10 protein-coding genes are annotated in these 13,942 nt (G+C 70.1%); 3 read left to right on the plus strand and 7 right to left on the minus strand.

Going from position 1 to position 13,942, the window contains the following annotated elements; translation table 11 throughout:
- Positions 1 to 176: 176 nt before the first annotated feature.
- On the plus strand, positions 177 to 1,241 hold the full coding sequence (locus tag ACIBEI_RS32125) for a LacI family DNA-binding transcriptional regulator (RefSeq protein WP_398893712.1): 1,065 nt from the start codon (positions 177 to 179) through the stop codon (positions 1,239 to 1,241).
- 115 nt (positions 1,242 to 1,356) lie between these two features.
- Here ACIBEI_RS32125 and ACIBEI_RS32130 read toward each other — a convergent pair whose 3' ends face one another.
- From ACIBEI_RS32130 to ACIBEI_RS32145, 4 genes are read right to left on the minus strand one after another with little or no spacing between them, the layout of a single operon-like run.
- Positions 1,357 to 2,748 (minus strand): glycoside hydrolase family 32 protein, encoded by a 1,392-nt coding sequence (locus ACIBEI_RS32130; RefSeq protein WP_398893713.1) that lies wholly within the window; start codon positions 2,746 to 2,748, stop codon positions 1,357 to 1,359.
- Positions 2,745 to 3,605 carry a carbohydrate ABC transporter permease gene (locus tag ACIBEI_RS32135; RefSeq protein ID WP_398893714.1) on the minus strand — a complete coding sequence of 287 codons (861 nt, stop codon included), beginning with the start codon at positions 3,603 to 3,605 and terminating at the stop codon, positions 2,745 to 2,747. Before ACIBEI_RS32135 ends, ACIBEI_RS32130 begins: the two co-directional genes overlap by 4 nt.
- A 58-nt stretch (positions 3,606 to 3,663) precedes the next feature.
- Positions 3,664 to 4,629 carry a carbohydrate ABC transporter permease gene (locus tag ACIBEI_RS32140; RefSeq protein WP_398893715.1) on the minus strand — a complete coding sequence of 322 codons (966 nt, stop codon included), beginning with the start codon at positions 4,627 to 4,629 and terminating at the stop codon, positions 3,664 to 3,666.
- A complete protein-coding gene (locus ACIBEI_RS32145) occupies positions 4,626 to 6,035 on the minus strand; it encodes an extracellular solute-binding protein (protein ID WP_398893716.1) in 1,410 nt (469 codons plus the stop codon). The genes ACIBEI_RS32140 and ACIBEI_RS32145 overlap by 4 nt, the downstream gene beginning before the upstream one ends.
- Positions 6,036 to 6,214: 179 nt before the next feature.
- Between ACIBEI_RS32145 and ACIBEI_RS32150 the strand changes: the two genes are divergently transcribed.
- Positions 6,215 to 7,804 carry a glycoside hydrolase family 32 protein gene (locus ACIBEI_RS32150; RefSeq protein WP_398893717.1) on the plus strand — a complete coding sequence of 530 codons (1,590 nt, stop codon included), beginning with the start codon at positions 6,215 to 6,217 and terminating at the stop codon, positions 7,802 to 7,804.
- 423 nt (positions 7,805 to 8,227) lie between these two features.
- Here the strand turns inward: ACIBEI_RS32150 and ACIBEI_RS32155 are convergent, their stop codons facing one another.
- Complete coding sequence (locus ACIBEI_RS32155) at positions 8,228 to 8,770, minus strand: pyridoxamine 5'-phosphate oxidase family protein (RefSeq protein ID WP_398893801.1); 543 nt, start codon at positions 8,768 to 8,770, stop codon at positions 8,228 to 8,230.
- 395 nt (positions 8,771 to 9,165) lie between these two features.
- On the opposite strand from ACIBEI_RS32155, the gene ACIBEI_RS32160 reads away from it, so the two are divergent.
- Entirely contained in the window at positions 9,166 to 10,386 is a 1,221-nt protein-coding gene (locus tag ACIBEI_RS32160; protein WP_398893718.1) for a metallophosphoesterase, read from the plus strand.
- 274 nt (positions 10,387 to 10,660) lie between these two features.
- Here ACIBEI_RS32160 and ACIBEI_RS32165 read toward each other — a convergent pair whose 3' ends face one another.
- Together ACIBEI_RS32165 and ACIBEI_RS32170 are read right to left on the minus strand one after the other, a co-directional pair.
- The gene (locus ACIBEI_RS32165) at positions 10,661 to 11,083 is read right to left on the minus strand and encodes a hypothetical protein (RefSeq protein WP_398893719.1); all 423 of its coding nucleotides are present in this window, start codon (positions 11,081 to 11,083) and stop codon (positions 10,661 to 10,663) included.
- A 30-nt stretch (positions 11,084 to 11,113) separates the two neighbouring features.
- Positions 11,114 to 13,273, minus strand: a complete 2,160-nt coding sequence (locus tag ACIBEI_RS32170; RefSeq protein WP_398893720.1) for a hypothetical protein — start codon at positions 13,271 to 13,273, stop codon at positions 11,114 to 11,116.
- Positions 13,274 to 13,942: the final 669 nt, after the last annotated feature.

Consider the following 13,942-nt stretch of genomic DNA (forward strand, 5'->3'; position numbering starts at 1 on the left):
GGCGGACGACGTGCTTGCGCCCAGTCCGAATCGGTCCTCGCCCTGCGCGGAATCCGGTGATCACATCCGTCGCACACGCCGCGGCGCCCTGAGGGTCTCCTGTGTGCCATGGCGCTCCCCGCGGATAGGGTGGGCGGTGATCGACAGGGACGGGCTGGGCGAGGGCGGCGGACGGCGTGGGCGGTGCCGAGGAGAGCAGGAACACGGGCACCGGGCGCCCGACGTCACGGGACGTCGCCCGGCTCGCCGGTGTGTCGCACACCGCGGTGTCCTTCGTGTTCAACGGCCGCGCCGAGGGCAACCTCTCGCCCGCCACCCAGGAACGCATCCGGCAGGCCGCGACCCAGCTGGGCTACCGCCCCGACCCGGTGGCACGCGGTCTGCGCAGTCGCCGTACGGCCGTGATCGGGCTGGTCACCGACGAGATCGCGTCCTCGCCGTTCGCCGGTCGGCTGCTGCGCGGCGCCATGGAGACCGCCTGGGACAGCGACCATCTCGTCCTCACCGTCGACTCCGGCGGTGACCCGGCCAAGGAGGACGCGGCCGTCGCGGAACTCCTCAACCGGCGCGTGGACGGCATCATCTACGCGGCCATGTCACTGCGCCGGGTCCGCGTCCCCGAGGGCCTGCACCGCACCCACTCCGTGCTGGCCAACTGCCTGCCCGAGGACGACTCCCTGCCCGCCGTGGTGCCCGCCGAGCGCGCCGGTGGCCGTACCGCGGCCCGGCTGCTGCTCGGTGCTGGCCACCGCCGGCTCGCCGTGATCGGCGGTCTGGACGACATCGCCTCGGTGGAACGTACCCGCGGCTTCCGGGACGCGCTGCGCGCCGAGGGCGTCACCGTGCCCGGGGGGTGGATCGTACGCGGCGGCGGGGAGATCTCCGCGGGATACGCGGGGGCACTGCGCCTGCTCGACGGGGTCGAGCCTGGCCGTCGCCCCACTGGCGTCCTGTGCTACAACGACCGGGTCGCGGCGGGCGTCCTGCACGCCGCGACCCGGCTCGGGATCGACGTGCCCGCCGATCTGTCGGTGGTCGGTTACGACGACCAGGAGCACATGGCCGCGTTCCTCACCCCGCCGCTCACCTCGGTCGCGCTGCCGCACCGGGCGATGGGAGAGGCGGCGACCCGGCTGCTCCTGGACGCCATCGAAGCCGGCCGTACCCCGCCCGCGACCGTCCGGCGCCTGGCCTGCCCTCTGATCAGCCGCGCCTCCGTGGGTCCGGCGCCCACCCGGTGACCCGGGCACCCGGCCCTTGCCTGCCCCTGCCCCTGCCCCTGCCCCTGGTCAACCGCGCCTCCGTAAGTCCGGCGCCCACCCGGGCACCCGGCCCCGCGACCGCCCCGGCCCATGGTCAGCCGCGCTTCCCTGGGCCCGACGCCCACCCCGTGACCCGGGCACCCGGCCCGTCGACGACCAGCTCGGCGAGGTCGCCGGGGCGCCGGTAGACGCGCTCGGTGATCATGGCCCGGTCCACGACGAACAGTTCGAGGAGCGAGCCGTCGACGAGCAGCCGGAGTGCGAGTTCCCGCGCCTTCGGCACGTGCACGGTGATCGGGGCGGAGCCTTCCCTGCCGGTCCGGGGCCAGGCGCTGCGGTCGAGGACGACGGTCCCCGAGGCAGGGTCCGCCCGGACGGTCAGCTCCCGGCCCGACGCGTCCCTGAGCAGGCTCACCGTGGTCGGTTCGCATGCGGTGACCGTCAGGTCGTACGCGTGGGGAAGCGGGACCCGGCCCGGCGCGGTGACGAACGGCTCGGCCGGGCGCAGCAGTTCGAGTTCCGGGGCCGGGCTCACCCGCAGTGAACCGTCGGGGTGGACGTCGACGACCCGTGGCGCGGTGAGTACGCCTGCCCATCCGGCCCGGTCTATCTCCTCCTGCGGGCGGGCCTCCCACGACCAGCCCCACAGCAGTGCGCGGTCCGGTTCCTGGAGCACGGCGGGAGCGTAGAAGTCCCGCCCCTGGTCGAGCCGACCGCCGGCGCGCGGCTCAAACCTCAACGCGCCCTGGCCAGCGACCTCCAGACGGCCCGTCAGATATCCGGTGGAGCAGGGATCTCCGTCCCACAGGGACACCAGAAGTACGTGGTCGCCGCCCACTGTCCGGTACAGGTGCGGGCACTCCCAGCCCACCGCCTTGTCGCCGAACGCGCCCGAGGCCACCGGGTCCTTGCCGTCCAGCAGCACACCGGCGAACCGCCAGTCCGTCAGGTCGTCGCAGTCGTAGAGCAGGACCGACGGCGTGCCGTCGGCGTGCCCGGCGCCGACGAGGGCCCAGCGCCGGTCCGCGTGGCGGAAGACGAACGGGTCGCGGAACATCACCACGTCGAGTCCCGGCGGGGGCCCTGTCACCACCGGCGTCGGCAGCGGCTTCCACTCGGTCAGCCGCTCGTCGTCCGGGTCCGCCGTCCGTGCCAGGCAGATGGTGCCGAGTCCGGTGTGGGCCAGGTCAACTCCCGTGTATACGGCGGTCGGTGTGCCGTCGTCGTCGGTCACGCAGCCCGACCAGCAGCCGGCCTCGTCGGGGCCGCCCGGTGTCGGGGTGAGCGCGATCGGGTGGTGTTCCCAGTGCGTGAGGTCGGTGCTGGAGGCATGACCCCAGTGGACGTTCGCATGCACCGGTGCGTCGGGGTTGTGCTGGTAGAAGAGGTGGTAGCGGTCCCGCCAACGGAACGGCCCATTGGGGTCGTTGATCCAGCCGACGGGCGGACGGACCCTGAAACGCGGCGCGTTGGGGTCATTGTTCAACGGTTGACTCCTGCCGAGGTGATGCCCTCGCGCAGAGGGCGCTGGCCGACGACGAACACGGCGAGGGCGGGGAGCATCGAGAGCACGACCCCGGCCAGGACCACCGAGATCGACCCGGTGCCGAGGTTGCCTTGGAGGGAGACCAGTCCCAGCGGAAGCGTGTAGTTCTGGCCGGAGGTCTCCAGGATCAGCGGGCGGAAGAACTCGTTCCAGTGGTAGTTGAAGGCGAGCACGCCGACGATCGCCAGGCCAGGTGTGGCCAGCGGTGCGTACACCGAGCGGAAGATCCGCCAGGGCCCCGCGCCGTCCAGCATGGCCGCCTCGCCCAGGTCCTTCGGCATACCGAGGAAGTACTGGCGCATCAGGAAGGTGCCGAAGGCCGTCGGGAAGGCCGGGATGATCAGGCCGAGGAGCGTGTCGGTGAGGCCCATCGACTTCAGCACCAGGAACACAGGCACGATGGTGACCTGCAACGGAACCATCATGGTCGCCAGGACCAGGCCGAAGAGCGGCTTCTTGAACCGGAACTCCAGGCGGGCGAAGGCGTATCCGGCCAGGCCCGCCGTGATCATCTGGCCGACGGCGATCAGTGCCGTCACGAGGGTGGAGTTCAGGGCCAGCAGCCATACGTCGATCTGCTGGAAGACCCCGTGGTAGGCCGAGGTCGTCGGGTGCGTCGGGATGATCTGCGGGGGCAGGTCGAAGGACTGGGCCGGAGTGCGCAGGGAGGTGGAGACGGTCCAGATGACCGGGCCCAGCGTCAGCAGGGCGCACACGGTCAGTGCGGCGATCCGGGCCCAGGGGGCGAGTGAGTACCGTACGCGGCTCAGGGTCGGGGTCGGGGTTCCTTGGCTCATGCGGTTTGTGGGGCCCATAGGGTCTGTGGGACTCATGACGCTCATACGGCTCACCGGCTCACTGGTAGTGGACGAAACGCCGGCTGAGCCGGAACTGGAGGGCGGTGACGGCCATGATCAGCACGAAGAGCAGCACGCCCACCGCAGACGCCTCGCCGAAGTCGAGCTGCTCGAAGGCCCTCTCGTAGATCACCATCACCACGGTGCGGGTGGCGTCGCCGGGTCCGCCGTCGGTGAGGACGTAGGGCTGCTCGAAGACCTGGAGGGCGTTGATGATGCCGACCACCGTCGCGACGAGCAGCGTCGGCGACAGCAGCGGCAGCGTGATGCCGAGGTGCTTGCGCAGGCCGGTCGCTCCATCGAGGGCGGCGGCCTCGTGGATCTCCTTGGGGATGTTGTTCAGACCGCCGACGAACAGCAGGAACGAGAAACCGAACTGCTGCCAGACGTAGACCAGGATCACCGTGGCCATCGCCGCGTGCTCCGAGGTCAGCCAGGGCACGGGCGCGACGCCGACCAGGCCGATCAGCCAGTTCACCACCCCGAAGTCCTGGTTGAACAGGTACTTCATCACCACCGAGATCGACGCGGCGGACAGCACCAGCGGGAAGAAGAACGCCGAACGGAACACCGACCGCAGCCACACCGGCATCCGCCCGTTCAGCGCGAGTGCCAGCGCCAGCGCGATCAGCAGTTGCAGCGCGACCGCGAGGACCATGAAGACGAGCGTGTTGCGGAAGGAGACCAGGACGGTCGAATCCGTGAACGTCGTACGGTAGTTGGCGCCGCCGGCGAAACGGGGCGGGTCGATCACGTTCCAGTGGAACAGGCTCAGCACGACGGACCCGATGATCGGTACGACCGTGAAGACGACGATTCCGACGACCGTGGGCGCCAGGAACAGCGCGGCCAGCAGTCGGGAGCCGCGATCGCGGACGGACGGTCGTACGGCAGCGGCGGATGGCGTGGCGGGCCGTGAACGCACGGCCGGGACCTGGGAGTTCGGGACCTGGGTGTTCGTCATACCTCACGCTCCATGGCCTGCTCCAGGTCGCCCTGCATCCGGCGCAGCGCGGGAGCCACCGCACGAGGCGAGGCCAGCGCGGTGCCGGTGTACTTGAGCAGGACGTCGGTCACCTCGGCGACCTGGGGCGGCGCGGGGATCGGGCCGGTGTCGGGGAACCGGTCGAGGGTGTCGTAGAAGACCTGCCAGTGCGCCGGGCCGCTCGCGGCGTAGCGGGCGGCGTTCAGCATCGAACGCCGGGCCGGGGTGGTCTGGTTGCTCTGGAACAGCCGGGTCATGGTGTCCTTGCGGGCCGCGTACTTGATGAACTCCCAGGCGGCTTCCTGCTTCTTCGAGGTGCGCAGCAGCGCGTAGCCCGCCGCGCCGAACTGGTGGCGCTGGGTGCGCCAGCGCGGGAAGTACTGCACGTCGTAGTCGGCGGCCCGCATGCCGGCCAGCTGCAGGCCGCCCGCCCAGAAGCCGCCCGCTGGTGTGACGCCGACGCGGCCTGTGGAGAACACGCCGACCAGATTGTTGCCGTTGCCGCCCTCGGGCCGGCTGCACAGGTTCTCCTGGACGAGGGAGGCGAGATAGTCGTACGCCTCCTCGACCCGGTCGTCGGTGGCCTGCGGGGTCGTCCAGCGGAAGCCTCCGCCGCGTCCCTGCCGGTCGGCGGCCGGGTAGAAGGTGTCCCACAGCCAGGAGCCGCCGGGCGCCTTCGACTCCTTCAGCAGGTTCGTGCCGTTCGCGAAGAGCCAGGGGACCACGCCGCCCCACAGCCGGTTGGTCCAGAAGTACGGCGTGAAGTGGGCGCCGCCGCCACGCTTCAACTCCCGCAGCAGCGCGGTGAAGTCGTCGCGGTTCCAGTCGGCCGCCGGGAAATCCGCGCCCGCCCGCTTCAGCACCTGCTTGTTGAGGTACATGTCGGCGGCGTTGAACTCCATGGGCAGTTGGTAGAGGTTGCCCTCGTACATCATCGACTCGACCAGCGAGGGGTGGACGTCGGCGAAGTACTCACGCAGCTCCGCCGCGTCCCGCCGCACCCAGCGGTCGAGTGGCACTCCGAGCTTCTGGGCGAACAACTGCACGCCCTCGGTGGCCACATACACCAGGTCGGGCGCGGTGCCCGCGGCGATCTGGGTGAGGATCTTCGCGAAGAAGTCCGACCAGTCGACGGCCTGCACCGCGTTCACCCGCAGCGGGATGTCGGGGTGGAGCTGATGGAAGCCCTTGGTGAGGGCGGCGACTGTGGCCGGGTCGAAGGCGGAGCCGAGGGTGGCGACGACGAGGGAGCCGTCGTCACGGCCGGGGATGTCGGCTCCCGTGAGCCGGTCCCAGCTCGCGGCGGTACCGGCCAGGGCGGCTGCTCCGGCCCCGTATGCGCCGTACCGCAGCAGCGTGCGGCGGGGGATGTGCGAGTCAGTCATCAACGGGCCTAACTCGTGTTAGTTCAGGGGTGATGCCCCAGATGATGGGAACCGGGCAGCAGGCCTGTCAAGGGTCGGGAACGCTTGACCTTTAACGAGTTAGGTCTACAGTCCTCGTTCATCTGAGCCGAATTTTCACGCCTCTGCGTCGTGAGCCGCCACGAGAGGAACGATGCGTCATGCCCGGAACATCGGGGCTTTCCAGGAGATCACTGTTCGCGGGATCGGCGGCGGGCACCGCCGCCGCACTGCTGTCCACCGGGACGGCCACGGCCGCACCGGAGCCCGAGCCCGGGGCCACGGCAAATCGCAGAACCAAGTCCGCAGCGAGCGGGGCGAGTTACCGCGCCGCGTACCACTTCACGGTCCCCGACCAGTGGAAGAACGACCCGCAGCGGCCCGTCTGGATCGACGGCGAGTACCGCTACTACTACCTCTACAACGCCGACTACTTCACCGGTGTCGTCGGCACCGCGTGGCGCCTGGCCACCACCAAGGACCTGGTCTCCTTCACCGACCGCGGGGTCGCCGTACCCAAGGACACCACGTCCAACGGCGATCTCTGGTCGGGTTCGGCGGTGGTCGACACCGGCAACACGGCCGGATTCGGCGCGGACGCGGTCGTCGTCATCGTCACGATGTCCCCCGGCGGCGGCACCGACCACCAGGAGCAGTTCCTGTACTACTCGACCGACGGCGGTCTCACCTTCACCAACTACGGGACCGACCCTGTCCTACCCAACCCGGGGGTCGCCGACTTCCGCGATCCCAAGGTGATCCGCGACGAGGACCGGGGCCGCTGGGTGATGCTCCTCGCGGAGAACGACAAGATCGGCTTCTATCACTCCGGCAACCTCAAGTCCTGGACGTACGTGGGCGGTTTCGTCCACGGCGGCATCGGCGTCCTGGAGTGCCCCGACCTGTTCCGCATCACCGCTGGCGACGGCACCGCCAAGTGGGTGCTCGGCGTGAGCGCCAACGGCAAGGGCTCGGGGCTGCCCAACACGTATGCCTACTGGACGGGTTCGTTCGACGGCAGCGCGTTCACCGCCGACGCGAGTGACCCGCAGTGGCTCGACCACGGATGGGACTGGTACGGCGCCGTCACCTTCGAGAAGCGGGACGCGAGGGGCGCGGTGGATGCGGCCGCCCGGTACGCGATCGGGTGGGTGAACAACTGGGACTACGCCGACACCACCCCCACGATCGACTGCGACGGCTTCAACGGCACCGACTCCATCGTCCGCGAGATCACACTGAAGAAGGCGTCAGACGGCACCTACTACCTCGCCTCGCAGCCCGTCGCCGGCCTCGACTCGCATGTCTCTCGCACCGTGAACCTGGGCGACGTGACCGTGGACGGCACGAAGGTGCTCGACTACACCGGCCTCTCCTACGAGGTGACGACCGAGATCACCTGGTCCCAACTCACCGGCGCGGGCCTCCAGTTGAGGCGCTCCCCCAGCGGCGGTCGGCACATCGACGCCGGGATCTACGCCGACTACGCCTTCCTCAACCGACGCAACACGGTGAACGCCGACACGTCCGGCAAGTGGCAGGAGAGCCACACCCCGTTCGACCCGTCCGCCAGAACGGTGAGGCTGCGCATCCTGGTGGACCGCACGTCGGTGGAGATGTTCATCGACGACGGCCGCTACGTGCACACCAGTCAGGTGTTCCCATACCTGCTGGACACCCGGCTCGCGCTGTTCACGATCGGGGGCAGCGCGGTGTTCCGCAACACGGTAATACGCGAGTTCTCGGTGTGAGGCAGGCGAGTGGCGCGGGAACACCGTACGCGTGAAGCCGATCGGCAACACCGGAACGGGCCGCCTGTTCTGAGATGCGATCCGCCTGTCGATCACGGGGTTGGCCAGGTCGTACAGGGTTCCTGATCGGGTGACCGCGCGGGGATCGGCGTATGAGAACAGGGTCTCTTGGTGGGTCGGGGATGCGAACCAAAACGATCACCAGGAGGCCCTGTTGCCGCACTCTCTCGCGTTTGCGTCGACCGAGTCGATGAACCCGTCACGCTTGTCTTGAACGCTGGGTGGATGGTCTCCGAAAGGGCTCCCCTGACTCGAAGCGCACGTTCAGGATCTCCTCGCTCTTGATAGCGGCCAAGAAAGTTCCGGATGGGTGGTCGGGCCTCTCCTGCCGAGGCTGGATGGCTCGCTCCAGGCGCCGGATGGTCATGACTTCGGCGTTGCTGTCTCGTCGGACCCCTCGCTGTCGCCAGTGTGCCGCTGACGTTCCGCACGCTGCTGGACGAGTTCCTCGACGGCGCTGGGCAGGGTCGTCTCGAAGTCGATCAGCTTGGCCCAGGTCGGCGTCATCACGATGCGGACCATGCCGTCGTAGAGCGAGCGGACCTCGGCCTCCCACTCGACCCGCTGTTCGGCCGTCATCTCGTACGAGCCGTTCATCTCCAGGTATTCCTCGGGAATGCCGTCGACCTCGTCGAGTTCAACGGTGCCGCGGACGAGGAGGATCTTGGGCGGGTGCACCTCAGTGTCGATCGTGATGGCGACGGCCGGGTTCTCCCGGAGCGAAGCCAGCTTCGGGGCGTTCTTCGACGTGCACATCACGGCCTCCTTGCCGTTCCAGGCGAAGGCGATCGGGATGTTCCGCGGTGTCCCGTCCTTGGCCACGTAGGCCAGGCGGCAGAGGTCACGAGCCAGCAGCTCCTGGCTCAGCGGGCGATTGAGGATCTCGGTGATCCGGTCGTTCGTCATGGCGGGCCTCCCAAGGCTGAGCGACCACGGTGGCCGCTTCTGCCCCTGGGACGGAGCCACCACGCCGTTCTCGACATCCCTGCCGAACTTTCCTCCGCGCATCAGCGGACACGTCTCCGCTCTGCTGGTGCTGGCAACGGCGTCGGTGGCGCAGGGTCCAGTGACGCCGGCCGATGGGCCGTCGGCCGGGTTCACTGCGTAGCTCAGTCCGGACGGCGCGGAAGCCTGCTTGGCGCGTGTGCCGTCGCCCGTCAGTGAGGCGACCAGAGCCGAGGTCACGCCATCCCGCAGGAACTCTTCGCCCCACACGGGCGCTCCCATGAACGCCCCTCCGGCCGGCCCGAGGGCGACCGGATACAGTGCGCGAGACGGCAGCCTGGTCAGAATGGGGAAGCGTGACCGACACCAGCGACACCCGACCCGCCGAAGGCGAAGTACAGGCTCCACGGCGGAGCCGACTGCAACGCCTCATGCGCTACCTCCCCCTCATCGCCCCCGTTCTGCTGTGGGCCGTGCCCTGCTGGGTACTCCTGTTCAGCGGCCAGCACTGGCCGCTGCCCGTCACGCTGGTCGGTACCGCCCAGTTCGTCCTCGGCCTCGTGGCCATGCCGCTCGCGATGGGGCGCGGCCACGGCCGGCGCCAGCAGGACTGGGCGGCGATCATCGGTGACACCCTGCTGGGCGCCAGCTGGGTTCTGTTCACCTGGTCGGTTCTGCTCGGTGTCCTGTTGCGGCTCGCCCTGACCGTGGCCGGTGTCGGCGAGGGCCAGGACCGGGCCCGGATCGTCACGTGGGCCGTCCTCGGCACCACCGCCGTACTGCTCGCCTGGGGGTACGCCGAAGCCCGCCGTGTGCCCCGCGTGCGCTGCCTCGACGTGCAACTCCCCCGGCTGGGTGCCGGGTTGGACGGCACTCGCGTCGTCCTCATCACCGACACGCACTACGGCCCGCTCGACCGCACCCGCTGGTCGGCGCGGGTGTGCGAGACGGTGAACACACTGGAAGCCGACCTGGTCTGCCACACCGGCGACATCGCGGACGGCACGGCCGAACGCCGCCGCGCCCAGGCCGTCCCCCTCGGTACCGTGCAAGCCACCCAGGCCCGCGTCTACGTCACCGGCAACCACGAGTACTACAGCGAGGCCCAGGGCTGGGTCGACCTGATGGACGAGCTGGGCTGGGAACCACTGCGCAACCGCCACCTGCTGCTCGAACGCGGAGGCGACACTCTCGTGGTCGCCGGCGTGGACGACGTCACCGCCGAGTCCTCCGGCCTGGCAGGCCACCGCGCCCACCTCGCCGGAGCCCTGAACGGCACCGACCCCGACCTACCCGTCCTGCTCCTGGCCCACCAGCCCAAGTTCGTCGACCGGGCGGCAGCCGCCGGCATCGACCTCCAACTCTCCGGCCACACCCACGGCGGCCAGATCTGGCCCTTCCACCACCTGGTCCGCATCGACCAGCCCGTCATCGCCGGCCTCAGCCACCACGGCACCCGCACCCACCTCTACACCAGCCGGGGCACCGGCTTCTGGGGGCCGCCGTTCCGCGTCTTCGCCCCCAGCGAGATCACCCTGCTCGTGCTCCGCTCCCCGCACCTGCCCACCTCTCCGTAGCACTGGACAGGCAAGCACATCCGCTTGGAGTAGACCGACGAGCCAGGCGGTGCGGCGTCGACAAATGACTCGCCTCGCGCTTCTACATGGCAGGGTGACCGGTAGGTGATCAGAAACGCAGAGACCGTTGGGCCGATGGCTCCGATGCGACGGTGTCCCGGCTGGTCGACACCCTCGCGTCGGGCGGCGAGCGGGCCCTGACGGCGATCCGTACCGCCCTAGCCGAAGTACGTGAACACGTCTGCCACCGGCGGCTTCGGGACTGGTCCTGCCCTCAGCCGTTGACCAGGTCGTGATAGCCGGCCGCCAGGCCACCGCCCGCCGTCTCGGCCAGTTGGGCCACGACGGGGTGGACCAGCAGCGCGGCGACGCTGCCCGCCAGAGCCGGAAGGTTGGTGGTGAACCAGCGCCTGACGTAAGCCATCGTCGTCAGATCGGTCTGGGGGGCGGTAACGGCCTCCTCAAGCTCGTCCAGAAGTTCGCCCGCGCGGTCGGTGGCCGGGCCTCCCGGGGGAATCTCCGCCCGCACGGAGGCGAAGGCGTCACGCAAGACGGCCAGTTGGGCCTCGGTCACGGTGGCCGCGGGCGGCGCGGCGCCGTGTCCGGCGCCTACGACGCGGTTGCCGTCCCCGACCACCGCTTGACCGGAGATGTCACGGGCTCGAAGGGAGCGGACGTCGGTTGGCTCGTCGGTCATGGTGTCTCCTCGATGTCGTGCGGAAGCGGGTCAGCCGCCGGAATCCACTGGTGTCTCCGACGGCGACTCTTGGGTGAAGGCCTCGGCCGGAATGGTCATACCGATGGTGTCGCCGTCGTGGGTCACGTCCAGTAGTGCCGTGTAGGAGCCGGGGCTCTGGGGCCGGAAGGTGACGATCATGGTGCAGAGGAACTGCCGGTCACCGGTGGGCGAGCACCCTTGGTGCTCAACGGTGAAGGACGGCGGCTGCGTCTCCGGCGTGACGGAGAGAGTGACGCTCTCGTCGCTGTCGCAGTCGTAACCGCTGTACGTGATCGTGCGGCTGTCCTCGTCCCCCACGGGCAAGGCTTGAAAGGACTCTGCGGTGTGTCCCTCCAGGCTGCAGCTGGACGGCTGTCGGCTGACGGGCGGCGGGGATATGGGGCGGAACGGCTCTTCCGGCTCATCGCTGCCGGGCTGTCGGGAGCCGTCGCCCTGCCCGGTCTCCCGGTCCGGCGGCTTGTGCGAGGGCCCGCGCACTCCCGGGTGCGAGGGCTCGAATGTGCCAGGGTGACCTGGGGCGGTGGTGGAGCCGGGAGCGGAATAGGGGGTGGCCGCGGGGCGCGCGCGAGGCGTGCTGTCGCCGCCCGACGCGAGCAGTCCCGCCAGCAAACCCCCGACTCCCAACACCAGTACCCCGAGCCCGGCCGCCATCGGACCGCTCAGCCCGGCACCGGAACCACCCGACAGTCCGGCCCCGCCGTCCTGCGCTCCCTCTGCCGTCCGCGGTCCCGTACCGCCGATGGCCTGACCGGCAGCCACACCACCGGCCGCCGAAGCCAGCCCCACGGCCACACTCGCCAGACCCAGTGCCGTGCACCGTACGTTCTCCTCCCGCGCGAAGTACGTCACGTCCTCGGTGGCGCCGAGCCGGGCAGCCGCTGCGCCGCCGAGCGCCAGCACCTCTTTCCAGGCACCCCAGCACAGGCCGCGGGCCAGCACAGGTGCGGCGGCCCGCGCCAAGTCCCGTACGGCTACGTCGTCGCCCTGTCGTGCCGCCTCGGCGAGAGCGCGCCGGATCAGCCCCGACCCGGCGGAGACCTCGGACCAGCCAGGACGCCGACCGATCCAGTCGGCGAGTCCGGCGGTGGCGTCGGCCGCGACCCGCAGAGTGCCGGCCCTTTCGGCGACCAGGGTGGCGAGCCGTCCCCCGGCGCGGTAGCCGCCGCTCTCACGGGTGACCAGGCGCAACCCCTGAATTTCCGTCAAGGTCTCAGGCACAGGGGTGCCCGCACCGACCGCCCCGAGGAGGGCCTCGGGCACGGGAAGCGGCTGGAAGGCGCACAGGGCACCGAGCAGTTGGGCGGTTTCCTGGCCGAGCCGTCCGGCGAGTCCCGAGGCCACCGAGGCCTCGTCCGCGGTGAAGGCCGCGGCGGCGGTGCTGCCTCCCGCCTCCAACAGGGCCGCCGCCGTGACCAGGGCGCGCGGATGTCCGTGCACCTCGGCGGTGAAACGGGCGGCCTCCCGCGCCTCCGCTTCGCTGAGGGACCGGTCCAGTTCCCGTTCCAGCAGGGCGAGCGACGCGCTCGCCGACAGTCCGCCGAGCCGGCAGTCGCGGGTACCGGCTCCCGTTTCGGCCAGGCCGTGCTCGGTGGAGGAGACCAGCACGTCACAGCCGGGCAGCGCGTTCCGCAGCGCGGCGAGCCCGCCGGGATCGGGGTCCTCGAAGTCGTCGACGACGACCAGTGCCTCCACTGGTGCCATGAGCCGCCGCAGCAGCGCCGATCCGGGCTTGTAGTCCTTGGTGTCGTAGCAGGACTGGAAGATCTGCTGGAGGACGTCTTCGGCGTCCAGACCGGCCGCATGGACGAAGACCACCGGTGCTTCCGGTTCGCGGTCCGCGGCGACGCGGCTCAGCAGGGCCGTCCTGCCGCTGCCTGGCGGGCCGTGCACCCGGACGGCATACCCCTCGGAGAGCCGGTTGTTGATGCGGGCGCGTTCCTCGTCACGCCCGAGCAGCACGGGGGCCCGCGGGGGCCGCACCCAGTCCGCCGGCCGGGGGCGGCGCCGGACCTGCGGTGGCCCCTCGGCGCTCGGCGCCACGGACGATCCGTGGTCGAGCACGACGATGTGGTTCACGACATGGACGTCGTTGTTGTCGCCGACGACCAACTGCCCGCTGATGTCCCCTGCTTGGACGCTCGTACCCAACTGCCTCCCCGTCCCCCGTACCCTCCGCTGGGACAGCAGTACAGCAGCCTGCGCGTCCGATCAGACGCGGTGACGCACCTTGAACAATTACCGACCGCTTCACCGCCCCTTCCTGATGGATATCTGCCGTCCATTGGTGCAGATCGGGTGCTGCAGCCAGGTCCGGCTCGCTGGTCTCCAATGACACTGTGTGTCGACGAGCGGAGACTCGGCAAGTGATGTGCGGGAGTCGCGCGCGAGCATCAACGCCCCTGCCGGGCCAAGGAGGACGAGTGACCAGCACACCGCAGAGACGGGCCCGATTACGTCGCGCTCGGCATCGGCCGGCGCCGAACCACGTCCGGGCACGGCTCCGTGAGGAGCCCCCCGGTCCGGAGCCGGCTCCTGGCCCCGAGGCCTCGCGGGCGCCAAGGGCCTGGCAACGCATGCGGCGGGACAACGTGCCCCCATGCGCCGACATCGTGTACCCGGCGTCCAGTCTGCTGCTGGGTACGGCCGACACGCCCCGAGAGGAGCGGCCCAAGCTCTCCGATCCCGACCATCGCTGGGCCGCCGAGTTCATGTACTTCATCGACAGCAACGGCAACGATTGGACTCGGACCTCGACCGGTCTGGATGAACGCGCGCCGCTGCCCAGAACCAGCATGGAGAATCCGCTCGGTCAGGGGA

The organism is Streptomyces sp. NPDC050988 (genome assembly GCF_044456225.1).
GTDB lineage: Bacteria > Actinomycetota > Actinomycetes > Streptomycetales > Streptomycetaceae > Streptomyces.

What these genes read in the sequence shown, in the direction of transcription:
- ACIBEI_RS32135 (WP_398893714.1), bottom strand. Translation starts at nt 3,605, where the DNA reads ATGAGCCAAGGAACCCCGACCCCGACCCTGAGCCGCGTACGGTACTCA.
- ACIBEI_RS32140 (WP_398893715.1), bottom strand. Translation starts at nt 4,629, where the DNA reads ATGACGAACACCCAGGTCCCGAACTCCCAGGTCCCGGCCGTGCGTTCA.
- ACIBEI_RS32145 (WP_398893716.1), bottom strand. Translation starts at nt 6,035, where the DNA reads ATGACTGACTCGCACATCCCCCGCCGCACGCTGCTGCGGTACGGCGCA.
- ACIBEI_RS32150 (WP_398893717.1), top strand. Translation starts at nt 6,215, where the DNA reads ATGCCCGGAACATCGGGGCTTTCCAGGAGATCACTGTTCGCGGGATCG.
- ACIBEI_RS32155 (WP_398893801.1), bottom strand. Translation starts at nt 8,770, where the DNA reads ATGACGAACGACCGGATCACCGAGATCCTCAATCGCCCGCTGAGCCAG.
- ACIBEI_RS32165 (WP_398893719.1), bottom strand. Translation starts at nt 11,083, where the DNA reads ATGACCGACGAGCCAACCGACGTCCGCTCCCTTCGAGCCCGTGACATC.